General features: G+C 63.8%; 21 protein-coding genes and 1 pseudogene. 19 read left to right on the top strand and 3 right to left on the bottom strand.

What is annotated here, in order from left to right; all coding sequences use genetic code 11:
• Positions 1-253 precede the first annotated feature (253 nt).
• Positions 254-1,567, bottom strand: coding sequence for a 5-aminolevulinate synthase (hemA, locus tag GJ654_RS02805; protein ID WP_155444589.1), 1,314 nt, complete (start codon positions 1,565-1,567; stop codon positions 254-256).
• A 658-nt stretch (positions 1,568-2,225) separates the two neighbouring features.
• Here hemA and GJ654_RS02800 point away from each other — a divergent pair.
• The 11 genes from GJ654_RS02800 (at position 2,226) to GJ654_RS02750 (ending at position 12,451) form a co-directional block, all read left to right on the top strand.
• Positions 2,226-2,918 (top strand): LuxR C-terminal-related transcriptional regulator, encoded by a 693-nt coding sequence (locus GJ654_RS02800; RefSeq protein ID WP_264586096.1) that lies wholly within the window; start codon positions 2,226-2,228, stop codon positions 2,916-2,918.
• Positions 2,919-3,041: 123 nt separating this feature from the next.
• Entirely contained in the window at positions 3,042-3,443 is a 402-nt protein-coding gene (locus tag GJ654_RS02795; protein ID WP_264586095.1) for a hypothetical protein, read from the top strand.
• Between the two features lie 29 nt (positions 3,444-3,472).
• Positions 3,473-3,799 (top strand): DUF6460 domain-containing protein, encoded by a 327-nt coding sequence (locus tag GJ654_RS02790; RefSeq protein ID WP_155444587.1) that lies wholly within the window; start codon positions 3,473-3,475, stop codon positions 3,797-3,799.
• A gap of 286 nt (positions 3,800-4,085) precedes the next feature.
• Complete coding sequence (locus tag GJ654_RS02785) at positions 4,086-4,961, top strand: S-methyl-5'-thioadenosine phosphorylase (protein ID WP_155444586.1); 876 nt, start codon at positions 4,086-4,088, stop codon at positions 4,959-4,961.
• Between the two features lie 173 nt (positions 4,962-5,134).
• Entirely contained in the window at positions 5,135-5,770 is a 636-nt protein-coding gene (locus tag GJ654_RS02780; RefSeq protein WP_155444585.1) for a 50S ribosomal protein L25/general stress protein Ctc, read from the top strand.
• A 233-nt stretch (positions 5,771-6,003) separates the two neighbouring features.
• Positions 6,004-6,618 carry an aminoacyl-tRNA hydrolase gene (gene pth, locus GJ654_RS02775; RefSeq protein WP_155444584.1) on the top strand — a complete coding sequence of 205 codons (615 nt, stop codon included), beginning with the start codon at positions 6,004-6,006 and terminating at the stop codon, positions 6,616-6,618.
• Between the two features lie 33 nt (positions 6,619-6,651).
• Positions 6,652-7,623 carry a TIGR00730 family Rossman fold protein gene (locus tag GJ654_RS02770; RefSeq protein WP_155444583.1) on the top strand — a complete coding sequence of 324 codons (972 nt, stop codon included), beginning with the start codon at positions 6,652-6,654 and terminating at the stop codon, positions 7,621-7,623.
• Entirely contained in the window at positions 7,620-8,990 is a 1,371-nt protein-coding gene (locus GJ654_RS02765) for an MBL fold metallo-hydrolase (RefSeq protein WP_155444582.1), read from the top strand. Before GJ654_RS02770 ends, GJ654_RS02765 begins: the two co-directional genes overlap by 4 nt.
• Before the next feature lie 88 nt (positions 8,991-9,078).
• The gene (locus tag GJ654_RS02760; RefSeq protein WP_246664562.1) at positions 9,079-9,885 is read left to right on the top strand and encodes a lytic transglycosylase domain-containing protein; all 807 of its coding nucleotides are present in this window, start codon (positions 9,079-9,081) and stop codon (positions 9,883-9,885) included.
• 72 nt (positions 9,886-9,957) lie between these two features.
• Positions 9,958-10,839, top strand: a complete 882-nt coding sequence (locus tag GJ654_RS02755; RefSeq protein WP_246664561.1) for a L,D-transpeptidase — start codon at positions 9,958-9,960, stop codon at positions 10,837-10,839.
• A gap of 118 nt (positions 10,840-10,957) precedes the next feature.
• Positions 10,958-12,451: a bifunctional metallophosphatase/5'-nucleotidase gene (locus GJ654_RS02750; RefSeq protein ID WP_155444581.1), complete on the top strand. Its 1,494-nt coding sequence runs from the start codon at positions 10,958-10,960 to the stop codon at positions 12,449-12,451.
• 101 nt (positions 12,452-12,552) lie between these two features.
• Here the strand turns inward: GJ654_RS02750 and GJ654_RS02745 are convergent, their stop codons facing one another.
• Positions 12,553-13,776: a cell wall hydrolase gene (locus GJ654_RS02745; protein ID WP_155444580.1), complete on the bottom strand. Its 1,224-nt coding sequence runs from the start codon at positions 13,774-13,776 to the stop codon at positions 12,553-12,555.
• Positions 13,777-13,974: 198 nt separating this feature from the next.
• Here GJ654_RS02745 and GJ654_RS02740 point away from each other — a divergent pair, with 198 nt between their 5' ends.
• The 3 genes from GJ654_RS02740 (at position 13,975) to GJ654_RS02730 (ending at position 15,523) form a co-directional block, all read left to right on the top strand.
• Positions 13,975-14,229, top strand: coding sequence for an AbrB/MazE/SpoVT family DNA-binding domain-containing protein (locus GJ654_RS02740; protein ID WP_155444579.1), 255 nt, complete (start codon positions 13,975-13,977; stop codon positions 14,227-14,229).
• A 62-nt stretch (positions 14,230-14,291) separates the two neighbouring features.
• Positions 14,292-14,804, top strand: a complete 513-nt coding sequence (locus tag GJ654_RS02735) for a Panacea domain-containing protein (RefSeq protein WP_155444578.1) — start codon at positions 14,292-14,294, stop codon at positions 14,802-14,804.
• Positions 14,805-14,818: 14 nt separating this feature from the next.
• The gene (locus GJ654_RS02730) at positions 14,819-15,523 is read left to right on the top strand and encodes a hypothetical protein (RefSeq protein ID WP_155444577.1); all 705 of its coding nucleotides are present in this window, start codon (positions 14,819-14,821) and stop codon (positions 15,521-15,523) included.
• Between the two features lie 62 nt (positions 15,524-15,585).
• Here GJ654_RS02730 and GJ654_RS02725 read toward each other — a convergent pair whose 3' ends face one another.
• Positions 15,586-18,204: a DNA translocase FtsK gene (locus GJ654_RS02725; protein WP_246664560.1), complete on the bottom strand. Its 2,619-nt coding sequence runs from the start codon at positions 18,202-18,204 to the stop codon at positions 15,586-15,588.
• Between the two features lie 126 nt (positions 18,205-18,330).
• On the opposite strand from GJ654_RS02725, the gene GJ654_RS02720 reads away from it, so the two are divergent.
• The 5 genes and pseudogenes from GJ654_RS02720 to GJ654_RS02700 all read left to right on the top strand — a co-directional run bounded on the left by GJ654_RS02720 (position 18,331) and on the right by GJ654_RS02700 (position 24,348).
• A complete protein-coding gene (locus GJ654_RS02720) occupies positions 18,331-19,809 on the top strand; it encodes a sensor histidine kinase (RefSeq protein WP_155444576.1) in 1,479 nt (492 codons plus the stop codon).
• The gene (locus tag GJ654_RS02715) at positions 19,806-22,694 is read left to right on the top strand and encodes a bifunctional [glutamine synthetase] adenylyltransferase/[glutamine synthetase]-adenylyl-L-tyrosine phosphorylase (protein WP_155444575.1); all 2,889 of its coding nucleotides are present in this window, start codon (positions 19,806-19,808) and stop codon (positions 22,692-22,694) included. The genes GJ654_RS02720 and GJ654_RS02715 overlap by 4 nt, the downstream gene beginning before the upstream one ends.
• A gap of 68 nt (positions 22,695-22,762) precedes the next feature.
• Positions 22,763-22,987, top strand: a complete 225-nt coding sequence (locus GJ654_RS02710; protein WP_155444574.1) for an antitoxin MazE family protein — start codon at positions 22,763-22,765, stop codon at positions 22,985-22,987.
• Positions 22,984-23,130: pseudogene (locus GJ654_RS02705) on the top strand (type II toxin-antitoxin system PemK/MazF family toxin); the annotation flags it as partial. The gene GJ654_RS02710 and the pseudogene GJ654_RS02705, both read left to right, overlap by 4 nt.
• 372 nt (positions 23,131-23,502) lie before the next feature.
• Entirely contained in the window at positions 23,503-24,348 is an 846-nt protein-coding gene (locus tag GJ654_RS02700; protein ID WP_155444573.1) for a hypothetical protein, read from the top strand.
• Positions 24,349-24,593: the final 245 nt, after the last annotated feature.

Here is a 24,593-nt window from a genome sequence, read left to right as displayed (position 1 = left end):
ACTTTTCGAGCGCGTGTTCTGGAGGCGCGAGCATAACGCGTCAGTCATTCAACGTCATGTCGTCGTGGCCGGGGCCACGCGGCGCGTTCACGCGACCTGCTCCAGACCATGTTTCTCGCGGCGCGGCGTTGGATGCCCGGGACAAGCCCGGGCATGACGTGCATGGATTTGGCTCGAATGACGCCCGCCGAACACACGCGCAAAAAACAAAAGAGCCGGCGCGAGGCCGGCTCTTAGTCTTCGGAAATTCCGCTTATTCCGCAGCGCGCTTCATTTGCGGATAGGAGCAATCCTGCTTCTTTTGCGGGTAGGTGCAATCGGCGTCGTTGGCGAACGGCGATTCGATGTCGCTGGCCTCGGTGAAGGACAGGCCCAGCGTCGTCCACACATCGACCATGGCCTCGACCAGATGGGTGATGTGGGCGTCGCCGTGATGCGGCGTGGGGGTGATGCGCAGACGCTCGGCGCCGCGCGGCACGGTCGGATAGTTGATCGGCTGGATGTAGATGTTGTGGCGCTCCAGCAGCATGTCGCTCGCCGCCTTGCACAGTTCGGCGTTGCCGACGAACACCGGGACGATGTGCGAGGTGTTGGTCATCACCGGCAGGCCGGCGCGCATCAGGGCGTGCTTGGTCAGCCAGGACTGGCGCTGGTGCGCCATGCGCAGCTCGGGGCGCTCCTTGGCGATCTTCACCGAGGTCAGCGCCGCCATGCACACGGCCGGGGGCAGGGCGGTGGAGAAGATGAAGCTCGGCGCGAAGGAGCGCACGGCGTCGCAGATCGCCGCGGAGGCCGCGATATAGCCGCCGACCACGCCAAAGCCCTTGGCGAGCGTCGCCTCGATCACGTCGATGCGGTGCATCTGGCCTTCGCGCTCGCAGACGCCGGCGCCGCGCTCGCCATACATCGCCACCGCATGGACCTCGTCGATATAGGTCATGGCGTTGTATTTCTCGGCGAGATCGCAGATTTCCTTGATCGGCGAAATGTCGCCGTCCATGGAATACAGGCTCTCGAAAACGATCAGCTTGTTGCGCTCCAGCGGCTCGGCGGCGAGCAGTTCTTCAAGGTGCGCGACGTCATTGTGGCGCCAGATCTTGCGCTCGGCCGAGGAGCGGCGCACGCCCTCGATCATCGAATTGTGGTTGAGCGCGTCGGACAGGATCAGGCAGTTCGGCAGCAGGTCGGCGATGGTCGAGATCGCCGCGAGGTTCGAAATCCAGCCGGAGTTGAAGACCAGCGCGGCCTCCTTCTGGTGGAGGTCGGCGATTTCCTTTTCAAGCATGACCAGCGGGTGGCTGGTGCCGGAAATGTTGCGGGTGCCGCCGGCGCCGGCGCCCCAGGTCTTGGCGGCGGTGGCCATGGCCTTGGTCACCTCGGGGTGAACGCCCTGGCCGAGATAGTCGTTGGAGCACCAGATGGTGACGTCGCGGGCGGGACCATTGTCGGGACGCCATATGGCGTTAGGGAACCGGTCCGTGTCGCGCTCAAGGTTGGCGAACACGCGATAACGCTTTTCGGATTTCAGCTGGCCGATCGCATTCTCGAAAATTTCGCTATAGTGCATCGTGTTAAACCTTCTGGTCCGCACCGGCTCGCTCTGCCGCGGTCGATCTCGAGATCACCATTCCGGCTCGGTCGTCCTTGGCCAAGCCAAAAATTCCCATTGCCCTCGAAGAGGGGGGTCATACGCCATCAAGCGACGCCTCACAATGACAGACACATCCAGGAAGGAGCTGTCGGGGGCAGTCTGCTTAACGCGGCGTCAAACAATCATGTCTGGCGCCCATTTTCTTTGCGCCAGATCATCATTGGACGATTTCCCAAGCTTTGCAAGGGCGGGGCGCGCGGGGGCGTCGTGTCTGTGTCAAGATGACTTGACGCGGCGATATGTTCGTTTCGGTTGACACGCGGCCCCAGGCGCCGCCGCGCGCCGATTCGACGAAAGTGCGAGCAAATTGAGCCCCATGCCTTTACCGAAAAGTCTCTGGTCACAGGCGGGCGAAATGGGCTACATCATCTTGAAAATACAATTCGGCGCGGTCGAGAGAATTGGCGGAAGTTGGGTCATTCGGTCGCTAGACTGCTAAATCTGTTGAGGGGGCGTCGCGAAAGACTTGAAAAAAAATCTTGGCGATCGTATGGACAAAATTTCCTTGACAGTCTTTAGTATGAGACGCAAACCGATGTGAATGGACTCGGGCGCCCAGGCGCTGGGAGGCAGTGTGAATCAGCAGATTACGCGCATTATCATCGCCGACGACCATCCGCTCGTGCGTGGCGCGCTCAAACAGGCCGTTGCCGCCGCTGTCGCCGGCGCCGAATTGGTGGAATGCGGCAGTCTCGACGATGTGACCAAGGCGCTTGACGCCTGTGGCGACGCCGATCTGGTGCTGCTCGACCTCGCCATGCCCGGCGTGCGCGGATTTTCCGGGCTGCTGGTTTTGCGCGCGCAATATCCCGGGACGCCGGTGGTTGTCGTGTCGGGCAATGAAGAACGCGGCGTCATCCGCATGTGCATCGATTTCGGCGCCTCCGGCTTCATTCCCAAGAGCACGGATATGGAGACGATGCAGGCCGCCATCCGGGCTGTGCTGGCCGGCGATGTATGGGCGCCCGCCGACGTCGATCTCTCCAGCTCGGCGGACCGCGACATGGCCGACAGCGTCCGCCGCCTCGCCTCGCTGACGCCGCAGCAGGTGCGGGTGCTGATGATGCTGTCCGAAGGCCTGCTCAACAAGCAGATCGCCTATGAGCTTTCGGTGTCGGAAGCCACGGTCAAGGCGCATGTCTCCGCCATCTTGCAAAAACTTGGCGTCGAGAGCCGCACCCAGGCGGTGATCGCCGCCGCGCGGATCGAGGCGTTCTCCGGCGCCATGAACGGCGCCAACGGCCTCGCGGCGGACGGCCCTCATTAAATATTAGGTCTTTGCCGGCGCGGCCTCTGGCGCCGCGTCGCCGCGCCCCCATGTTTGAGCCGTTGTGTTCTGGAGGCTAGGCGGTTCGCGGTGTCGGCAATAGAAAAATCGGTGTTTTGCGCCGTGACGCTTTTTTTCGCCCTGGGCGTCGCCGCGCGCGCGGAAACGCCGGCGCCTGTCCCGCCGCCGCCGGGGACCGAGAACGGCCGCTTTTCCATGACGCCGGTCGCCAACGGCTTTTTGCGCCTGGACACGCGGACGGGGCAAACCTCCTTGTGCGCCTTGAGCGGCGATCAGGTTCAGTGCCGCGCCGGCGCCGACGAGCGCGCCGCGCTTGAGACCGAAATCGCGCGGCTGACCCGGGAAAACGCCGCGCTGAAGGCCGGGTCGCCCGCCGCGGCCGCCTCCGCGCCGGATGAGGAGGAGCGCCGGTTCAACCGCGCGCTGGACCGCACCGAAACATTCGTGCGCCGCATGCTGCGGCTGTTCCGCGAAACGGAAAAGCCCACATCACCCTCGCTTTGAATTTTTGCCACTGTTCAGGACTTCACGCCATGACCGACGAAAGACACCCCTTCGCGCCCCGGCCGGCCGATCTCGAGGCGACGCGCGCCTCCGGTCTCGAGCGCTTCCTTGGCGGCTCGCCCGCCGTCGTGCTGGCGCGGCTGATCTTCCTGTCGCTGCTGGTCGGGTTCTTCCTCGTCTGGCTCGACATCCGCCCGATGGAGGTTTTGTGGGGGGTGCGGCATGTGTTCGAGCGGCTTTGGGCCGCCGGATTCGACGCCGTTCGCGAGGTCGGAACCTATGTTGCGGCGGGCGCCGCGCTTGTCGTTCCGGTCTGGCTGATCCTGCGGCTGTTCAGCATGAAACCGCGTGGTTAGATTGTTTGACCACGGGGACTGCGTTTTCCGCATGGCTGGCCTGCGGTTTAAAAAATTGCGGAAGGGCAAAGGCTAAGGCATAGACAGAGGCACACCACGTACGGGCAAGTGTCCTCCCCACTTCGCCCCAGTGGCGCCAACTACCCGCCTTCTTTGGCAAACCGGACGCGAAAGCGTCCGGTTTTTTTTGCCTTTCGTCACAGGCATGCTTTTTTGATTTGGCTCCTTGCCGCGCGGCGACGCTTGCGCCACTTATCGAGCCGAATGACTCAAGAAGGATTGGCGAATGACAAAGGCGCTTCTCGGCATTATCGGCGGCTCCGGGGTCTATGACCTGCCCGGTCTTACGGACATCAGGGAGGAGAAGATTGCTTCGCCCTGGGGCGAGCCGTCGGACGCGCTGCGCTTCGGCCGGATTGGCGCGACGGAAGCCGTGTTCCTGCCGCGCCATGGACGCGGCCACCGTCTGTCGCCGTCCGGCATTAACTACCGCGCCAACATCGACGCCTTGAAGCGGGTCGGCGTCACCGACGTGATCTCGGTGTCCGCCTGCGGTTCGTTCCGCGAGGAATTGCCGCCCGGCATGTTCGTCGCCGTCGACCAGTTTGTTGACCGCACCTTTGGCCGGCAGAGCTCGTTCTTCGGCAATGGCTGCGTCGCCCATGTCTCCATGGCCCATCCGATCGCGCCGCTGCTGCAGCACCGCATCATCGCCGCCGCCCATGCGGAGAACATCGACATCGTCAAGGGCGGGACCTACGTCTGCATGGAGGGGCCGCAATTCTCCTCCAAGGCGGAATCGCTCGGCTACAAGGCGGCCGGCTTCTCCGTGATCGGCATGACCGCGCTGCCCGAGGCCAAGCTCGCCCGCGAGGCGGAAATGTCCTATGCGACGCTGGCCATGGTCACCGATTTCGACTGCTGGCATGACGAGATCGCGGCGGTGGAAGTGTCCGACATCCTGGCGATCGCCAAGTCCAATGCCGACAAGGCGGCGCGTCTGGTGGCGCGGCTGATGGCGGATTTCCCGGCCGAGCACCAGCCCTGTCCGATCGGTTCGGACCGGGCGCTCGACTATGCGCTGGTGACGTCGCGCGACGCGCGCGATCCCGAACTGCTGAAAAAGCTCGACGCGATTTTGGCGCGCGTGAACGCAAAATAACAAAGACGAAGCGAGTCTTGCGGGGACAGGAACAAATCGCGCTTCGCGCAATTTGATCCCGTCCCCGCTCGCCGTGCTTGCGTTTCGAGGGCTGCGCGACTAAGAACCCCGCTTCGCGCTCGTTTCCGACACCCCTGGAGGCGTGGGCGCGATTTTCAAACAAGGATGAACCCATGGCCGAGATCAAGACCCTCGCCGCCACGGTTCGCAGCGGGACCGGCAAGGGGGCCGCCCGCAGCGTTCGTCGTGAAGGCAATATTCCCGGAGTGATTTATGGCGGCGGCGAAGCCCCGATGCCGATCACCCTCAATTACCGCGAGCTCAACAAGCTGATCTACGCGGGCCACTTCCTGACGACGATTTTCGAAATCGACATCGACGGCAAGAAGGAACGCGCCATTCCGCGCGACTATCAGCTCGATGTCGTGCGCGACACCCCGATGCACGTCGACTTCCTGCGCCTCAAGGCCGGTTCGCGCATCAAGGTCGGGGTGCCCGTGCATTTCGCCAACCAGGAAGCGGCGCCCGGCATCAAGCGCGGCGGTTCGCTGAACATCGTGCTGCACACGGTGGAGCTGATGGTTCCCGCCGACAACATTCCGGAATCGATCACCGTCGATCTGACCGGCCTGAATTTTAACGATTCCGTGCACATCCAGGCCATCGCGCTGCCGGCGAACTGCACGCCGGTCGACCGTTCGAACTTCACCATCGTCACCATCGCCCCGCCGCCCGGCGGCGCCGCGGCGGCCGAGGAGGAAGCGGCGGCGGCTGCGGCCGCGGCGGCTCCGGCCAAGGGCAAGAAGTAAGCTTTTGCTTCGAAAACCGCCCGCTTGCGAAAGCGGGCGGTTTTTTCGTTTGTGACGCCACCACGGGCGTCATGCCCGGGCTCGTCCCGGGCATCCACGCCGAAACGCGAGGGACAATCCTGCGTCAGTTCGCGTGGCGTCGCCGCGTGGATGGCCGGGACAAGCCCGGCCATGACGACATGAAGACGCTTGGCGTGCGGGATCGTCTCGTAATTGTCGACCGGAGACTTTCGATGCTCCTCTTCGTTGGCTTGGGCAATCCCGGCCGGGAATACGCCGGTCATCGCCACAATATCGGCTTCATGGCCGTGGACGCGCTGGCGCGCGCCTGCGACGCGGGGCCGTGGCGGAAGAAATTTCAGGGCGACATCGCCGAGGCGCGGCTTGGGACCGAGCGCGCCATCCTTCTGAAGCCCCAGACCTACATGAACGAAAGCGGTCGATCCGTGGCGGAGGCCGCGCGCTTCCACAAGATCGAGCTGGACCAGATTTTCGTCTTCCACGACGAACTCGATCTCGCGCCGGGAAAAATGCGGGTCAAGACCGGGGGCGGCGACGCCGGGCATAATGGCCTGCGCTCCATCACCGCCCATATGGGGCCGAACTACCGGCGCATTCGCTTGGGGATCGGCCATCCCGGCGACAAGGCGCGCGTCCATTCCTATGTGCTCGGCGATTTCGCCAAGGCTGAACAGGGCTGGGTTGAGGCCCTGTGCGACGCCATGGCCCGCAACATCGCTTTGCTCGCCAAGGGCGACGAATCCCATTTCCAGAGCAAGGCGCATCTCGCCATGGAGACCGCCGGGTTCGGCGCCGTCGCGCCGGTGGGCAAGTCTCCCTCCGCTTGAGCGGGGTCGCCGATCGGCGTACACCGGATCGGCATGAACGATCGCAATCACAATTCGAAAAAACCTCCGGCGCCGCCCGCGGCGGAACGGCGCGAGCCCCTGCCGGGGCGCAATCCCAAACCGCCCGCCGACGATCCCGCCGCCCGCGCAAGACTCGACGCGATCATGGCGAGCCCGTCCTACCGGATCGCCATCGAGGACGGAGATTTTCTCGAAAGCCCGGCCGCGCGCGGCGCCCGCCTGCAACTCGATTTCCTCAAGGCCGAGGACGGCTTGCGCAATGCCGGCATCGACCGCTGCGTGGTCGTGTTCGGCTCGACCCGCCTGTGCGAGCCGGCGCAGGCGAAGCGGCGCGCTGAGGCCGCGCGGCGCGCCCTGGAGATCGTCCAAGAGAGCGCACAAGAGAGCGCGCAAGAGAGCGCACAGGGCAAGCGCGCCGCTGAATTCGCGCTCAAGGCGGCTGAAAACGTTCTGGCGCTCAGCCGCTATTACGATGTCGCCCGCGATTTCGGCCGGCTGGCGTCGCTCACCGACCCCGGCGGCGCCGGAAAAATGCGGATCATGACCGGCGGCGGCCCCGGCATTATGGAGGCCGCCAATCGCGGCGCCTTCGACGCCGGCGGGCAGAGCGTCGGCCTCAACATTCATCTGCCGCACGAGCAGTACCCGAATCCGTATATCACGCCGGGTCTGTGCTTCCAGTTTCACTATTTCGCCATGCGCAAGATGCATTTTTTGCAACGTGCGGTGGCGCTGGTCGCCTTTCCCGGGGGATACGGCACATTCGACGAGCTTTTCGAGGTGCTCACCCTGTCGCAGACGCGAACCACAAAACCCATCCCCATCGTGCTGGTCGGCGAGGCTTTTTGGCGCGGCGCCGTCAACTTCGATTTTCTCGCGGAGCAGGGGGTGATCGACCCCGAGGACCGCGAACTCTTCTGGTTCGCCGAGACGGGCCAGGAGATTTTGGACGCCATCAAGCGCTGGGAGCGCGGCAAATCATGAAACTTGCTTTTTACGGCGCCGATCGCGGCGTCACCGGTTCCTGCCACCTGCTCGAGACCGCGGGCAAAAAAATTCTGGTCGATTGCGGGCTCTACCAGGGCGGGCGGCCGGCGGTCGAGGAAAACGCCGGCGCCTTCGGTTTTGACGCGCGCGACATTGATTTTGTCCTGCTCACCCATGCGCATCTCGACCATTGCGGGCGGCTGCCGCTGCTCGACAAGCGCGGCTTTCGCGGCGAGATCATTTCGACCGCCGCGACGCGGGATCTCACCCGCCTGGTCCTGCTCGACGCCGCCCATTTGCAGGAGGAGGAGGCGCGCGCCCATGCGCGGCGCGCCGAGCGCCGGGGCGAGAGCGAGGCGCCGGCGCCGCTTTACGGGCTGATCGATGCGCTGAACGTGTTCGATCGCTTCGGCCGCGCGGCGGATTATGAAAACCGCATGGACCTGGCGCCCGGCGTCGCCGTCACCTTTTATGACGCCGGCCATATTCTTGGCTCCGCCAGCGTGCTGGTCGAGGCGGAAGGCAAAAGAATCCTGTTTTCCGGCGATATCGGCAATTCCGGCCGTCCGCTGCTGCGCGATCCCGTCGTTGCCGGCGGCGTCGATGTCGCGGTGATGGAAAGCACCTATGGCGACCGCGACCATCGCGCGCTGGAGCCGACGCTGGAAGAATTTTACGCGGCCCTCAACGAAAGTTTTCGCCGCGGCGGCAATGTCGTGATCCCCACCTTCGCGCTGGAGCGGGCGCAGGAACTCTTGTTCTACATGCGCCAGGGGATCGAGCGGAACAAGCTTCCGGCAGCGCTGCCGGTGTTCCTGGATTCGCCGATGGCGATTTCGGCGACGGAGATTTTTCGAAAACACCCGGAATGCTGCGACGGCGAGACCTCGGCGCTGCTGGCGAAGGGCATCGACCCCTTCGGCCTGCCGCGCCTGCATTTTACCCGCGACGCTTCCGAATCCATCGCGCTGAACAGCGTGCGCGGCGGCGCCGTGATCATGGCCGGCGCCGGCATGTGCAATGGCGGGCGGGTGCGCCACCATTTGCGCCACAATCTCGGCCGTCCCGACGCGAGCGTCATTTTCGTCGGCTTCGCCGCCAAGGGCACGCTGGCCCGGCAGATCATCGACGGCGCGCGAAAAATTACCCTGTTCGGCGACGAGATTTTTGTGCGCGCGCGACTCCATACGATCAACGGGTTTTCGGCCCACGCCGGACAGGCCGAACTGGTCGCCTGGCATAAGAAGGCGTCGCCCGCGCGCACGTTTCTGGTCCACGGCGAGGAGGAGGCGATGGCCGCGCTCGCCGGCCTGCTCCCCGGGCCGGTGGAGCGGCCGGAATTTTCGCAAAGTTTTGTGCTGTGAGCGCGCCGCTCGCGCGCGCCTCTCTTGACGATCCGGTTTTTCTGCAAAATATCGCAGAGGTGGCGCGGCGCGCCAGCGGAGTTTTGCTTTGCGGGTTTTCATACTCCTTGTCTTGATCCTGGCGGCTGCGGAGGCGCGCGCCGAGGCCGGCTTGCGCGAGCAGGTCTGCGGCATGATCGAAAAAGCGGCGGCGGCGCAAAAGCTGCCGGTCGCCTTCCTGACCCGGCTCATCTGGCAGGAGAGCGCGTTCCGCTCGCAGGCTGTCTCGCCCAAGGGCGCGCAGGGCATCGCGCAGTTCATGCCGGGCACGGCCGCCGAGCGTGGGCTCGCCGACCCCTTCGACCCCGAGCAGGCCATCCCCAAGGCGGCGGAATTTTTGTCCGACTTGCGGGCGCGCTTCGGCAATCTCGGCCTTGCGGCGGCGGCCTATAACGGCGGCCCGAACCGCGTGGCGGCGTGGCTGGCGGGAACCGGGGGCCTGCCGTTCGAGACGCGCAATTATGTCGAACTCATCACCCGGCACGCCGTCGAGGACTGGCAGGACAAGAAGGAAGCCGAAAAGATCAAGCTGCCCGAGGGCACGTGCCTGGAGGTCGCTGGCCGGATCGTCAGGGACGAGCCGCGCCAGTTCGCGGGGTCCGCGATGATGGCCCCCTGGGGCGTGCAGATCGCCGGTTCGTTCAATCGCGGCGCGGCTTTGGCCGCCTATACGCGGGCGCGAAAGGCTTTTGGCGCGCTCACCGGCGAGCCCATGATTTTGGGACGGCGCGCGCCGGGGCGCGGATTCGCCCGGTTCTGGGCGGTGCGGGCGCCGGCGCCGAGCCGTGCGGCGGCGGAGGCCCTGTGCGCGAAAATCCACGTCGCCGGAGGCGCCTGCGCGGTTTTGAAGACCTGACGCGGGTTTACAAACGTCGCGATTGCGCACAAATGTCTTGATAAACGGGCCGCGGGAGCGGAGCATTTATCTATGTCCAAGTCGAAACCTCTTCAGTTCAAGTCGAAACGTCTTCAGTCCCTGGCGATTCTCGCTTGTCTCGGCGCCTTTGTCGCGCCCGCGAACGCCCAATTCTTCTTTTTCGAACCGCAACCGGAGCCCAGGCCCGAGCCGCGGGTGATGCAGAAGCCGAAGCCGCAGCCCCGGCAGGCCCGGCGCGACGATGACGACGATCCCGGCGTGGTCGATCTCCAAAGCTCCTCGCTTTACCGGGAGCCCGGCGTTTACCGGGAGCGTGGCGTTTATCGGGATCGCGACGTTTACCGGGATCGGGAATTGGACTTGCCGCGCGGGTCGCGCGGCGGCGATGGCGCCAGTGGCGGCGCCAATTACGCGGCTCTTCCTCCCGACGCCGACCCGAATTATTCGACGCCCGTCGATCTCGACAACAAGGTCAATTTCAAGCTGACGACGCAGAAAATGGTGCCCGATCCGACCGGCGAGGTGGCCGGGACGGTGACGATCAACACCCGCCAGCGCAAGCTTTATTATTCGCTCGGCGACGGGCAGGCGGTGAGCTATTCCATCGCGGTCGGAAAATCCGGCTTCGCCTGGAAGGGGCAGGCCACCATCGGGCGAAAAGCGTTCTGGCCGGGCTGGACGCCGCCCAAGGAAATGCTGGAGCGCCGCCCCGACCTGCCCGAACATATGGACGGCGCGCTGAACAATCCGCTCGGCGCCCGCGCGCTCTATCTGTTCCAGGGCAAGACCGACACCTTGTTCCGCATCCACGGCACCAACGAGCCGAAGAGCATCGGCACGGCGTCGTCGTCCGGTTGCATTCGCATGCACAACGCCGACGTGATCGACCTCTATGGACGGGTGGCCGCCGGGACCAAGGTTGTGGTGATGTGACGCCCATATTTTTGCGCGCGGCGCCCGACACGAGCGCGCGCCGATCAAAGGTCGAATAAGGCCTTGCGGCAAAACGGGCTATTCATCGGCCTGTCACAAACGGCAGGACTTGTCCCTCATGAAGCTCGCGACGGCCTCTCTCCTCGGCCTGCTGGCCCTTTTTCCGAGTCACGCGGCCTGGGCCGGCAAGACTGACATCACCCTGCTGCTGGTCTGCGACACCTATTCGATGGGGGCCCTGGACGGGCGCGGCGGCTACGCCAAAATCGCCAGCGTCGCTTCCGCCGAGCGGGCGCGCCATCAAAACCTGCTGTTCATTCATGCCGGCGACGCCTATTCGCCGACGCTGATGTCGGGTTTTGATCAGGGCGACAATGTCGTCGACCTGCTCAATCTGCTGAAGCCCGACCTGTTCGTTCCCGGCAATCACGAATATGATTTCGGCCCGAAAGCGTTTCGCCGGCATGTCGCCGAGTCGCATTTCCCCATCCTCGCGGCCAATCTCAGCGAGGCCGACGGCGCCCCCGTCAAAGGGGTGGGGACCAGCAAGCTGTTGAGCTTCGGCGAGGTCAAGATCGGCGTGGTCGGGCTGACGGCGCAGGATTCGCCACAAAAATCCACGCCCGGCGACCTGCGTTTCGCCGACACGGTCGAGACCTTGAAAACCGAAGCCGCGCGCCTGCGCGCCGAGGGCGCCGATTTGATCGTCGCCGTCGCCCATGCCGATCGCGACATCGACCGGAAAATCGTCGAGAGCCGCGCCGCCGATGTGTTGTTGTCCGGTGACGACCACGATCTCTGGCTGGAATATGACGGCCGCACCGTCGCCGCCGAAGCCAAGCAGGACGGCGAATTTTTGATCGCCATCGACCTGAGCGTCGATGTGACGGCCGGCGACAGGCGCAAGGTGGCGTGGCGGCCGAATTTTCGCATCATCGATACCGTGGCGACCGAACCCGACGCCGCCCTCGCCCGGCGGGTCGCCGAATATGACCTCGTCCTGTCGAAGGAACTCGATGTCCCGCTGGGCGTGACCCGCACCGCCTTCGACAGCCGCAGCATCACCGTGCGCGGCGGCGAGGCGGCGATCGGCGATCTGTTCGCCGACGCCATCCGCGCCTCGACCGGAGCCGACGTGGCCCTGCTCAACGGCGGCTCGTTCCGCGCGGGAAAAAGCTACGCCGCCGGCGAGGCCATCACCCGCCGCGACGTGCTGACGGAACTGCCGTTCGGCAACAAGACGCTGGTGCTGGAAATGAGCGGGCGCGACCTGCGCGAGGCCCTGGAATTTGGCTTTTCCAATCTGGAAAAGGTCAGCGGCGCCTTCCCGCAGGTGTCCGGTTTGACGCTGGTGGTGGACCGCGCCGCGCCCCCCGGCGCGCGGCTGTCCTCGATCAAAGTGGGCGCTGAAGAGCTCGACGACTCCAAACGCTACAAGGTCGCGACCAATGATTTTCTCTATCGCGGCGGCGACGGCTACACCATGCTGGCCAAGGCCCGGCTGCTGGTCGACGCGCGTTCGGCGAAGCTGATCGCCAATGACGTGATGGTGTTCTTGCGCGCCCAGGGCGAGGTGGCCCCGGCCGTATCCGGGCGGATCAGCCTTCGTTAGAGAGCATTTTCGAGCGAAGTGGATGCCGGTTCGCGTGAAAAAAATGCGTCAAAACAAGATGCTGGAGCCCGCTCGGTGAACGGGAGTTCACCGAGTGGGCTCTAGCTCTGGCCGGGCCGCAGCCGGTAAAAAATGTGGCGGCCGATCACGTCCATCTTTTTCAGCGTCCGCGCCCAGCGCGGGCGCACGTAATTGGCGTGATAATGGGTTGACGTCCCCACCGCCGCCAGCCAGCTGCGGCCTTCTAGCGCGTCGTCGGCGATGCGCTGCGCCTGCGCCCAGGACTCCGCGTCGTGGACGCGCAAGCTGCGCCCCTCGCAGGCGAAGGAGAACTGGCAGGCCTTGTAATGGCTGCGATTCTGGAACACCACGCCGCAGATCGACGAAGGATAGAGTCCGGAGGTCATGCGGTTGAGCACGACTTGCGCCACCGCAGCTTGCCCCGTTTCCGGTTCGCCGCGCGCCTCGAAATAGATCGCCTGCGCCAGGCAGCGTTTTTCCGCTTCGAGCTTTTCCGGCGCGATCATCGTCAGGATGTTGCGCCCTTCGCGCGCGACCAGGCTCGGGCTCGACAGAGCGCCGCCGATGAAACGCGGATCGCCGGCGGGACTGAGCGCGTCGGCCAGCACCTCCACCGGGGTGTCGCCGGCGTCGTAGGGGGTGGTCGAGGCGAGCGATTCCGCGCGGCCCGGCGCGGGGGTGGCGCCCTGCGCGTCGCGTTCGGCAATGGCGGCGGGACGCATGGTGGAGCCGCCGCCCTCTTGGCCGGGGGTCACCGGATTTTCGCCGGCCGCCCAGGGCTCGAACGCGGCGACCGTGTCCGGGCCGGGCGCCGGACCGTCGGCCGCGACAAAACTTGACGCCAGACCGGAGCGGTCCGTGGTGAAGGTGAGCAGTTCGGCGCTGACGCGCGCGATGCCGTCGTGCTGGCGCAGCCGGCCGCTGAGCGAGGGGCGCAGGCCAACGAGCGGATCGCCCTTGTGGCTGCGGTCGATCTCCGGAAAATTTCTGGCGTTCTTCTTGAGGTCGGGGCGCGGCTCCATCTCGTCGGGCGCGTCGGGGTAGGCGGTGGGCGCGCCGGTATAGAGCCGGGCTTCGCGCAACATGCCGCGCCCCGAGGAGGGGGAAAACCCGCTTGTGTCGAACACGCCGGGCAGGGGCTCGAACTCCCGGGGCATGACGGCGGCGTGCAGCGAGGCGCCGCGGCGGGAGGCGCCGGACGGCAATTCCTGGTTGGCCTCGGCGGTGAAGGACACAAGGAGCCCGGCGGCTCCCAGCCAGGGCGCGGCGACGCTCATCGCCCAGCTTAAACGCTCAACACCCATAAGCAATCCGTCGACGCTATCGGCCAAGGCCGCGACAAACTTTTGCGGAAGTTTCATCCCGCCAAATAGTTATCGCGGGTTAGGCTTGAGAGCGGGTTACCAGGGGGAGGGGGGCGGCGTGCCAGATTGGGACGGGGCTGCATTGACGCCTGGACACGAGCCGATAGAGTCTTTCCACCTAATTCAGGGAGGCACTTCATGCGCATTGCCAGATGGGGCAACAGCCTCGCGGTTCGCCTGCCCGCTGCCTTGGTCGAGGCGCTCGACCTGAAGGCAGGGGAGGAAATCGAAGTTTATGTTACGAGATCCCGCGCGTCCAACGTAGCGCAGGCGCTAGACCGTGACGAGGTATTCGCGCGCCTGCGCGCCTTTCGCGAGAGGCTGCCGGCCGGTTTTCGATTTGACCGGGAGGAGGCGCAACAATCACATACTGCTAAGCACACCAAAACGTAGAATTGTGGAAAACGATATGCGAGTCTTGCCTGAGTTCGCGCTCTGTTCTAGGAACAAAAAATATGTACGATGCTCGGGCTGTTTCAAATTTCTTTATCAATCGCTCGATCGCAACGGCTCGCCCGATAACTGCGATGACTTTGCTGAAAATTCTGTATTTCGCCCATGCTTGGTACCTTGTGAAATATGGGTTTCCTCTAGTTGCGCAACATTTTGAGGCGTGGCAGCATGGTCCTGTGAATCGGGTTGTTTACGAGCAAATAAAGGGGCTAGGGTCAAAACCGGTTAGCAGGAAGCTTGTTTCTTTCAGTGCGAAGGAATGCGCGTTTGTAGAGACAAAATCCGAATTCTCTGAAGAAATATGTGAATTTCTCAGCAACATTTTCGACTATTATTCACAGTTTCATGCGTTCAAGCTTTCCGATCTAACTCACATCGAAGGGTCTCCTTGGGACAAAATTTGGAGCTTAGCTGAACAACGTGCGGTTCCGGGTATGATTATACCAAACGACACAATAAAAAAATGGTTCGAAGAGGGGGGGGCGCTTCATGAGGCAGGCGGCACAAAGACGTGAAAAGGTTTCACAACATGGACAACCTTCCGACTCCATCAGTACCAGACTTAGCGCGCGCACACGGTGAAACCAAGGACGAATTGATCTCCTGGTTCCTTGCGTTCTACGAGGATATGGGCGCGCCGTTTAATTACCTGACGAGCGTTCGTGCGATCAAACAGAGTTACCGTGGTTTGCATTCGTTGCCCGTGTTATTGTCTAGTTGCGCGCGAGAAGTTACCAAGCAAGGTCGAAAATCAAACGAAGACGTAATCAAGCTTGGTGCTCCGGTCGCTTTCGGTCGTAGCACGCAGGTCTTTGATCTATCTCCACGTAAATTTCGTTTCGGACGAGACTTTTCTTCGGGTTACCGTGTGCCGTTCTTCTTTGTGGAGAGTGGGACTGTTAAATTATTTTTTATTCAACCGCGAAAAAGTTTCAGTCTAACAATTGATCAATTATGCATGGTTGCATCTATTCACAAGAGATTTTTGCTAGATCAAGAATTTTTTGGCAACGACGTCGATATTGAATATTTGGATTTGAGCGCTAACCCCACTACGAATGAGCGGGACAAGAAGGTTTACTCGCTACGAGATTTTGTTCTCTGGCCGGAAGATCGGTTAAGTGAGCGCCTAACTAAAATTGCGGATGCTCTTACTTTTGTCCGTGAGAGCGGAATAATTCGCCCAAGAAGGCGTATTGAGCGTAGGGTGGACCCAGAACTGCCGCTTTTCTAATAACGTTTTCGGTATCTTGATGGAAAGCCCTCGCGCTATTTAGCGCGAGGGCTACTGTGTACTCAATCCTCCATGTCGAAGGCGCCGCGGTCCACCCCGCCGCCCATGAGAATCTGGCGCTTGCCCGCGTGGTTGGCGGGGCCGACAACCCCTTCCTTCTCCATGCGCTCCACCAGCGACGCCGCCTTGTTGTAGCCGACCTGCAAGCGGCGCTGCACGTAGGAGGTCGAGCATTTTTTGTCGCGCAGCACCACCGCCACCGCGCGGTCGTAGAGGTCGGCGCCGTCCTCGTCGCCCACGGGCAGCGGCGCGGCGTCTTCTTCGTCCCCGTCGTCTTCGGCGGTCACGCCGTCAAGATATTCCGGCGCGCCCTGCGTTTTCAGATGCGCCACCACGCGCTCGACCTCGGTGTCCGAAACGAACGGGCCGTGGACGCGGACGATGCGGCCGCCGCCGGCCATGTAGAGCATGTCGCCCTGGCCCAAAAGCTGCTCCGCGCCCATCTCGCCCAGTATCGTGCGGCTGTCGATTTTCGACGTCACCTGGAACGAGATGCGGGTCGGGAAATTCGCCTTGATCGTGCCGGTGATCACGTCGACCGACGGACGCTGCGTCGCCATGATCAGGTGGATGCCCGCCGCGCGCGCCATTTGCGCCAGACGCTGGATCGCGCCTTCGATTTCCTTGCCCGCGACCATCATCAGGTCGGCCATTTCGTCGACGATGACGACGATATAGGGCAGGGTGGACAGGTCCATCTGCTCCTGCTCGTAAATCGCCTCGCCGGTCTCGCGGTCGAACCCGGTCTGCACCGTGCGGGTGATCACTTCTCCCTTTGCGGTTGCCTCGGTGACGCGGGCGTTAAACCCGTCGATGTTGCGGACGCCGAGTTTCGACATTTTCTTGTAGCGGTCCTCCATCTCGCGGACCGCCCATTTGAGCGCCACGACCGCCTTTTTCGGGTCGGTGACGACGGGGGTGAGCAGGTGGGGGATGCCGTCGTAAACCGACAGCTCCAGCATTTTCGGGTCGACCATGATCAGCCGGCAGTCCTGCGGCTTGAGCTTGTAGAGCAGCGACAGGATCATGGTGTTGATGGCGACCGATTTGCCCGAGCCGGTGGTGCCCGCGACCAGCAGATGCGGCATTTTGGCGAGATCGACGATCACCGGCTCGCCGCCGATGGTTTTGCCCAAGGCGATGGCGAGGCGGTGTTTTGAGTCGGAAAAATCCGGGGAGGCGATGAGCTCGCGCAAATAAACGGTTTCGCGGCGCGGATTGGGCAGTTCGATGCCGATGGCGTTGCGGCCGGGCACCACGGCGACGCGCGCGGAAACCGCCGACATGGAGCGGGCGATGTCGTCGGCCAAGCCGATGACGCGCGAGGATTTTATGCCCGGGGCGGGTTCGAATTCATACAGGGTCACGACCGGGCCGGGGTGCGCGTTCAAAACATCGCCGCGCACGCCAAAATCCTCCAGGGTTTTTTCCAGCGCGTCGGCGTTGACCTCCAGCACTTCGTCCTCGGATTCCTCAAAGGCCGGGGCGGGCGGCTCCGTCAGCATATCGATTTCGATCGGGTCGTAATCCTCGCCGAGCGGGTCGATCCGCTGCAAAAAACCGCCGCGCGGGGTCGGCGCCGGTTTGCCAACGATGATCATTTTGGGCGCGGCCGGCTCTTTGGGGGCGGCCGGCTCCTCTGGCGCCGGTTGTCCCGCGGCCTTGACGCGCACGCGGATTTTCGCCGGCTTGGCTTCCGGCGCCTCCGCCGTGGCGGCGGTCGGCTCGGGCGCGGCGACGGGCGCGGGCTCAACGGGCGGCGTGACGAACGGCGCGGGCGCGGCGGCGACGCGGACCGGCGCGGCATAGCCGGTCTGCAACGCGAAACGGGCGCCCATGGCGGTGAAGGGCGAAAATGCGGGCGGCTCGGCGGCGGTCTGGACGGGCGCGGGCGCCGGTTCCACAGCGGGGTGCGGCATTGATTCGGCGACCGGTTCGGGCGCGGCTTCGGGTTCCGGCTGCGGATCCCTGGCGCGCGAGCGCGCCTGGAACACCGCGTCCGGGGTCCGCGAAAAACGCACGCGCGGGCCATCCTCCGATTCGTCCGGTTTGCCCGAGCGCATGGCGCGCGCGATGGCCTGCTTGGCCTCCTCCATGCGGCGCGCGTCTTCCTCGATGCGCCGCGCCTCCTCTTCCGCGCGCAGGCGCGCCGCTTCGGCGACGCGGCGCGATTCTTCCTCGATGGCGCGGGCTTTCGCCTCCTCCTCGTCGCGGCGGCGCTGGAGGAAGGCTTCGGGCGTGCGGGTGAAGCGGACGCGATTCGGGTCGGCGCTCCAGACTTCCGGCGCGACCTGCGGGGCGGCGGGCGATTCGGGTTCGGCCCAGTCGCCGCGCAGCATCTGCTGCGACTTCTGGCTCGCCGCCGCTTCCCGCTCGGCGGCGCCGGGCGCGACCGGCGCGGGCGAATCGACGAGGATGTCGCGGCTGCGGGGCAGGCGCACATAGGGTTGATAAGGCGAGGGCTGGTCGTCGAAATCGAAGCTGCGATCGTAAGCGCCGACCTGCTGAAGGTCGAGGTCGTCATGGCCGTAATAGGCGCGCTGGGCGAGAAGCGGGACACTTCTGTCGCGCCGGCTGGCTCCAAACAAACGCGCCAGCCATTGATCGAGAATCGTGAACATGGGGAAACCTGCAGAACGCTACCGAACCGGGGCCGACAATGAGGCCGTCACGGTTAAGGAGCGGTTTCGTCAATCGCGGCTTTGCTGTGACCAATCGGTAACTTGCCTGCAAAGCCGGCATGAAACATGGTGAAAAAAAAGGGGACCGCCTTGCAGCCGGCTGAGTTCAAGAACACCACCCTGTCCCGCCTGGGCTCGGCGGACAGATTTTTTCGCACGACTTCGTTCAAGCTGGCGCTGGCCTATGTCGTGATTGTCGGGGTGGGGTTTACACTGGCGCTGAGCCGGGTCGGCGAGAACGTCCGCGAACTCATCGACCAGCAGATCGGCCAGACGCTCGAAGCCGAGCTCAAGGGGCTGAACGACCAGTACCAGGAGGGCGGCCTCAACCAGCTGGTCAATGTGGTGCAGCGGCGCTCGACGGCGCCCGGCGCCTCGATCTATCTCGTCACCGCGCCCAACGGGGCCGCCGTCGCTGGCAATGTGCAGGAATTGCCGCCGGGGGTGCTCGACCAGACCGCGCCGGCGGCGGTGGCGATCAGCTACGAGCGTCCGGGCGAGCCCAATGTGCGGCGCCGCGCCTTGGCGCGCGTGTTCGTCCTGCCCGGAAATTTCCGCCTGCTGGTCGGCTATGATCTCGAGGACCGGGATCGGCTCGGCAGCATTTTGGGCTCCGCCCTGATGGGATCGCTGCCCTGGCTGCTGTCGATCGGGGCGTTCGGCGGTTTTCTGGTGGCGCGGCGGCTGTTGCAGCGCGTGGACGCCATGAGCGCCAAGGCGGCGACCCTGTTGCAGGCGGACCTCACCGGGCGCCTGCCGCTGTCCGGCGCGGGCGATGAAATCGACCGGCTCGCGCACAATCTCAACGCCATGCTCGACCGCATCGCCCGACTGGTGGAGGGGATCAAGCAAGTGTCCGACAATATCGCCCATGACCTGCGCACGCCGCTGACGCGGCTGCGCAACAATGCGGAACACGCCTTGTTCGCCAGAGACGGCGATTCGGCGGCCCGGCCGGCGGCGCTGGAGCAGGCGCTGGAAAAGGTGATCGAGGAGGCCGATGGTCTTATCCGCATCTTTAATGCGCTGCTGTTGATCGCGCGCGCGGAAGCTTCGTCGTCGTCGTCCGAAGGTTTTGCCGAACTCGACGGCGCCGCGCTCGCCGCCGACGTGGCTGAGCTCTACGAGCCCTCGGCGGAGGAGCGCGGCGTGACCCTGAAAGTGGAGGCGCCAGAGGCGGAAAAATTCCGCGGCCATCGCGAACTGGTCAGCCAGGCGCTCGCCAATCTGATCGACAACGCCCTGAAATATGGCGAGCCGACCTTGCCCGGTGAGTTGGGCGAGGTGACCGTGGCGGTCGGCGGCGACGCCCGCTTCATCGAGATCGCCGTGGGGGATCGCGGCCCCGGCATTCCCGCCGCCGATCGCGAGCGCGTTCTGGAGCGTTTTGTCCGGCTGGAGGCGTCGCGCTCGCGTCCCGGATCGGGCCTCGGCCTGTCGCTCGCCGCCGCCGTGGCGCGGTTGCATGGCGGAACGCTTCGGGTCGAGGACAATGCGCCGGGCTTGAAAGTCACCCTGCGTCTGCCTCGGGAGGCCTCGCAATGAGCGGCTTGGCTCTGCCGCGTCCGGCGCACAAGCGGACAGCGCGGGCGCGGCTTGACGAATTTTTGGCTGAAGCGCCCGACTTGGAGGCCCTGCCGCAATGGGCTGATTTCGCGCCGCTGGCGCTCGGGCTGGCCGACCAGTCGCCGTTTTTGTGGGGCTTGATCAAGCGCGATCCCGAGCGGTTGAAACGCATTTTGGGGGCTGAACCGGAGGCTGCGCTGGACGCGGCTCTGGCGACGCTTGGTGAATGCGATTCGGAAGAGTGTTCCGAAGCGCGCGCCATGACCGTTCTGCGCAAGGCCAAACAGGAATCCGCTTTGCTCATCGCCCTGGCCGATCTTGGCGGCGTCTTTGATCAGGTGGCGACCACGTGGGCGCTATCGCGCGCCGCCGATGCGCTGGTCGCGGCGGCCTTGCGGACCGCTCTGCGACTGGCGGGTTCGAAACTGAATTGGGACGGGGCTGAGCCCGACGAGCGGCGCTGCGGCCTTACCGTCCTGGCGCTGGGAAAGCATGGCGCGCGCGAGCTGAATTATTCCTCCGACGTCGATTTGGTGGTGTTTTTTGACGGGGCCTCGCCGGTTCTGGACGCGGGGCAGGGGGTGAAGGCCAATGCCGTGCGGATCACTCAGCACATTGTCAAACTGCTGAATGAACGCACCGGCGACGGTTATGTTTTACGCGTCGATCTTCGCTTGCGGCCCGATCCGGGCTCGACGGCGGTCGCGGTGTCGCTGGACGCGGCGCGGCATTATTACGAAACGCTGGGGCAGAACTGGGAGCGCGCCGCTTTTATCAAAGCGCGGCCGGTGGCGGGCGACATTTCGTTGGGCGTGAGTTTTCTCGAAGAACTTTCGCCGTTCATCTGGCGCAAATATTTTGACTACGCCGCCATCGCCGACGTGCACGCGATGAAGCGGCAGATTCATGCGGTGAAAGGCCATGCGGAAATCGCCGTCGCCGGGCATGACGTGAAATTGGGGCGCGGCGGCATTCGCGAGATCGAATTTTTCGTGCAGACGCAGCAGCTGATCTTTGGCGGTCGGCGCAAGCAGTTGCGGGGCTCGCGCACGCTGGACATGCTGCGGCAGCTTGAGGCGGACCAGTGGATCACCCCGCAGGCGGCGGACGAACTCAGCGAAGCCTATGATTTTTTGCGCGGGGTCGAACATCGCCTGCAAATGCTCAACGATCACCAGACGCAGCGCCTGCCCGCCGATGACGAGGCGCTGAAGGCGTTTGCCTTGTTCTGCGGATTTGGCGGCGTCGCCGGCTTTTCCACCGCTTTGACCAAGCGGCTGCGCGCGGTCGAAAGACATTACGCCCGGCTGTTCGAGGACGCGCCGGGGCTGGATTCGCGCGCCGGCAGTCTGGTGTTCACCGGCTCCGCCGACGATCCCGAGACCTTGAATACGCTGCGCGAAATGGGGTTTCGCGATCCGGCGCGGGCGGCCGAGACCGTGCGCGGCTGGCATTTTGGCCGACGCGCGGCGGTGCGCAGCGCCCGCGCCCGCGAGGTCTTGACCGAACTCATCCCCGCTTTGCTCAACGCCTTCGCCAAATCGGGCGACGCCGATTGCGCCATCGCCGCCATGGATCAGGCCATGGAGCGAATGCCGGCGGCTGTAGAACTGTTCTCGCTGCTGAAATCGCACGAGGCGATGCGGCAATTGTTCGCCGACATTCTGGGGGGCGCGCCGCGTCTCGCGGAAGTGGTGGCGCAGATGCCGAACACGCTTGATGCCGCCATTGACCAGGGCTTGTCGGCCATTGTCGGCGATGAGGCCGATTATGTGCGCCGGCTCGCCGGTTTTCACGTCAGCGGCTCCAGCCTCGAAGATTTTTTGGACATCGCCCGCACCTTCGCCGTGGAAGAGAAGTTTTTGATCGGCCTGCGGCTGTTCGCGGAGCTGATCGAGCCGGAGCAGGCGGGGCGCTCTTATTCGGCCCTTGCCAGCGCGCTGATCCAGGCCTGTCTGGAGCGGGTCGAGGCGATTTTTGTCGAGGAGCACGGGCGGCCGCCGGGCGGTCGGTTTTGCGTGCTGGGTTTTGGCAAGCTCGGCTCGCGCGAGATGACCGCGACCTCCGATCTCGATCTGGTGGTCGTCTATGATTTCGATCCTGAGCGCGCGGAGTCGGATGGGCCTAAGCCGCTGCACGCTTCCGTTTATTATGGGCGATTGACGCAGCGGCTGATCGCGGCGCTTTCGGCGCCGACGCGACGTGGAAAGCTTTTCGCCGTGGACATGCGGTTGCGCCCTTCAGGCAACCAGGGGCCGGTGGCGGCGCGGCTCTCGACGTTTCGAACCTACCACGCCGAACAGGCGGAAATCTGGGAGCATATGGCGCTGACGCGGGCGCGTCCCATCGCCGGCGACGCCAGCCTGTGCGAGGAGGTGCGCGGGATCATCGAGGCGACCTTGTTCGTGAAGCGCGATTTTTCGGCGCTGGCGAAGGAGGCGCGGGAGATGCGCGCGCTGATCGCCAAGGAGAAAGGGTTTGGCGGTCCCTGGGATTTGAAACTCGCGCCGGGCGGGCTGCTCGACATCGAATTCGTCGCGCAGGTTTTGGCCTTGGGGCATGGTTTTGACGCGCGCGGTTTGCGGGTGCAGGGCACGGCGGAAATTTTGGCCGCCGCGTCCGGAAACGTGTTGGAGGCCGAGGCTGTGGCGACGCTGGGCGAGGCGCTCGCCCTGTTCTCCAAGGTGACGCAATGGCTGCGGCTGAGCCTCGGCGAAGGCAGTGATCCCGCGTCGGCGGCGGAGGGGGTGAAGCGGCGGCTGGCGATCGCGGCGGGCTCGCCGGATTTTGCCCGGTTGGAGCGGGAGTTGGGGGAACGTCGGAAAGAGGTGCGGCGGATTTTTGAGGAGGTGATGGGGGCTTAGTATCCTGAGTGCGCTGGTCGTTCGGCGTCGCGCGTGCCAGGTTACATGTAACCTCTCGGAGCATGGTCATGTCAACGACGCCCTCGCCCAAGTCGTCACGGCTGAAAGTCAGCAAGCATCGCGCCCGTCTGCGCGCCCTGGGTTTGCGGCCGATCCAGATTCGGGCGCCGGACGTTCGCGCGCCCGCGTTCCGGCGCGAGGCCCATCGGCAGTCCCTCGCGGTTTCGGCGAGCGCCCATGCGCGTGACGACGAGGCGTTTATTGACGCGGTCTCCGATTGGAAGGACGAATGAAGTGGGGCGAGGTCTGGACAGTGACTGGGGGCGGCGATTACGCCGGCAAGCCGCGTCCTGTCGTGATCGTGCAGGTCGACAGTTTTGGTGCGACCGACTCCATCACCATCTGCGCCTTCACGACCGACGAGACGGAGGCACCATGAAGGGGTGAGCGTCGGCTGGCGGTGGCGGCGGGCTCGCCGGATTTTTCCCGGCTGGAGCGGGATTTGGGCGAGCGGCGGAAAGAGGTGCGACGGATTTTTGAGGAGGTGATGGGCGCGTAAGGCGCGGTTTCGCGCTCGGAGAATCTCTTTCCCTGTTGCGCGAGACGCTCAAAGTGAGTGAGGAGTTGGTGTAGCTCGCGCGCGAGGTCCCCATATCAGCATTTCAAGCGGGCGTTGACCGTTAAACCTGCATTCATGCGCGTAAGAGGGGAGGGGATTATCCCAAAGCCTGGGCATTTTGTCACTTTGCATCCTCCAGTCACTATGTCTCCTCTTGTGCAGCCGCTCTCATTGTGGCATGGATGAAAAATGATGAGTGCGCCCTCCGATTCTCACAGGGTTCTCCTGACCGCCGGCGACGTAAAGAAGCTGGAGGACGAATATGCGCGCATGACCGCTGAGATCGCGGATATCGAGGCGCGGAGGAAGGAGATTGAATCACGTCGCGATGAGATCAATGATCGCCTGGGGAAGATTCGTGAGTTGATGACGGCGCTCGGACTTGCAGACCGCTTGACGGTGGCGCAGTCCTTTGGGCCCTCCCCTCGCGGCGACCCGGCCTCTGGTGATATTTCTGACCCATCAGAAGTAGGGGAAAGCCATCGCAGCCCTTGGATCAAGGAGATTCTTAATCACCTCAAATCCGCCCCTTATGAGTCCATGACATCGGCAGAACTGCGGGAGCACGTGGAATGCGGCGAATTGGCTAACCTGCTAAAGGTTTCCGACAAGGGCTACTATCACGCTATCGGCCGTCTCGCGCGTCAAGGGATCATCACTAAGGAGAACAATCGGCTTTTTACGGTAGCTGGGCTGGAGAAATACAAAGCTGACGGATCCCCAGCCTTACCGCACGGCGCAGTATCCCAGCGCAAATCTCCGATGGCTGATGAGATCATTGCATTTATCGAAGTCAGTGGTGGTTCTGCCCGCGCTGGAGAAATCGTGAGTCATCTTCTCACTGTCGAGCCATTTGCCGGTCCCGTACGCCGCAACAAAAGCTCAGCCTACAATGTGCTCGCGCGCTTGGTCGATCGAGGGCATCTGGAGAGGCTTGAGGGAGCCGTTTATAAAGTTCCCGAAACGAATGAGGCCTCCGCAAATGCGGAGGCCACACACTATCCCTTAATGGGGAACAAGACCGGCGCTGATTAGATGCCGGAGGAAGCGAGCCAGGGTGGTCCAACATCCTATGGTGATGCGGTGGCTCTCTCCCACCTATCACCGGCTCACATAGATGATCAGGGGTAAGCCCCTGATCTGCCCCCTTCCAAAAGGGGCCTTCCGACTCCCTTCCACAAGGGGTACGGAACGACGGCGCGCTCGAGTCCATTCCGAGCACGCCGTCGCGCATTTTTTATCATGCCAGCCAAAAGTCATCAAGAGTCACGCTACGAACT

The sequence above is a fragment of the Rhodoblastus acidophilus genome, from assembly GCF_009720655.1.
GTDB classification, from domain to species: Bacteria; Pseudomonadota; Alphaproteobacteria; order Rhizobiales; family Beijerinckiaceae; genus Rhodoblastus; species Rhodoblastus acidophilus_A.
This window is presented reverse-complemented; position numbering and strand designations above follow the sequence as displayed.

What these genes read in the sequence shown, in the direction of transcription:
- GJ654_RS02750 (WP_155444581.1), top strand. Translation starts at nt 10,958, where the DNA reads ATGAAGCTCGCGACGGCCTCTCTCCTCGGCCTGCTGGCCCTTTTTCCG.
- GJ654_RS02785 (WP_155444586.1), top strand. Translation starts at nt 4,086, where the DNA reads ATGACAAAGGCGCTTCTCGGCATTATCGGCGGCTCCGGGGTCTATGAC.
- GJ654_RS02740 (WP_155444579.1), top strand. Translation starts at nt 13,975, where the DNA reads ATGCGCATTGCCAGATGGGGCAACAGCCTCGCGGTTCGCCTGCCCGCT.
- GJ654_RS02720 (WP_155444576.1), top strand. Translation starts at nt 18,331, where the DNA reads ATGGTGAAAAAAAAGGGGACCGCCTTGCAGCCGGCTGAGTTCAAGAAC.
- pth (WP_155444584.1), top strand. Translation starts at nt 6,004, where the DNA reads ATGCTCCTCTTCGTTGGCTTGGGCAATCCCGGCCGGGAATACGCCGGT.
- GJ654_RS02770 (WP_155444583.1), top strand. Translation starts at nt 6,652, where the DNA reads ATGAACGATCGCAATCACAATTCGAAAAAACCTCCGGCGCCGCCCGCG.
- GJ654_RS02725 (WP_246664560.1), bottom strand. Translation starts at nt 18,204, where the DNA reads ATGTTCACGATTCTCGATCAATGGCTGGCGCGTTTGTTTGGAGCCAGC.
- GJ654_RS02790 (WP_155444587.1), top strand. Translation starts at nt 3,473, where the DNA reads ATGACCGACGAAAGACACCCCTTCGCGCCCCGGCCGGCCGATCTCGAG.
- GJ654_RS02780 (WP_155444585.1), top strand. Translation starts at nt 5,135, where the DNA reads ATGGCCGAGATCAAGACCCTCGCCGCCACGGTTCGCAGCGGGACCGGC.
- hemA (WP_155444589.1), bottom strand. Translation starts at nt 1,567, where the DNA reads ATGCACTATAGCGAAATTTTCGAGAATGCGATCGGCCAGCTGAAATCC.
- GJ654_RS02735 (WP_155444578.1), top strand. Translation starts at nt 14,292, where the DNA reads ATGTACGATGCTCGGGCTGTTTCAAATTTCTTTATCAATCGCTCGATC.
- GJ654_RS02755 (WP_246664561.1), top strand. Translation starts at nt 9,958, where the DNA reads ATGTCCAAGTCGAAACCTCTTCAGTTCAAGTCGAAACGTCTTCAGTCC.
- GJ654_RS02715 (WP_155444575.1), top strand. Translation starts at nt 19,806, where the DNA reads ATGAGCGGCTTGGCTCTGCCGCGTCCGGCGCACAAGCGGACAGCGCGG.
- GJ654_RS02700 (WP_155444573.1), top strand. Translation starts at nt 23,503, where the DNA reads ATGATGAGTGCGCCCTCCGATTCTCACAGGGTTCTCCTGACCGCCGGC.
- GJ654_RS02730 (WP_155444577.1), top strand. Translation starts at nt 14,819, where the DNA reads ATGGACAACCTTCCGACTCCATCAGTACCAGACTTAGCGCGCGCACAC.
- GJ654_RS02765 (WP_155444582.1), top strand. Translation starts at nt 7,620, where the DNA reads ATGAAACTTGCTTTTTACGGCGCCGATCGCGGCGTCACCGGTTCCTGC.
- GJ654_RS02745 (WP_155444580.1), bottom strand. Translation starts at nt 13,776, where the DNA reads ATGGGTGTTGAGCGTTTAAGCTGGGCGATGAGCGTCGCCGCGCCCTGG.
- GJ654_RS02710 (WP_155444574.1), top strand. Translation starts at nt 22,763, where the DNA reads ATGTCAACGACGCCCTCGCCCAAGTCGTCACGGCTGAAAGTCAGCAAG.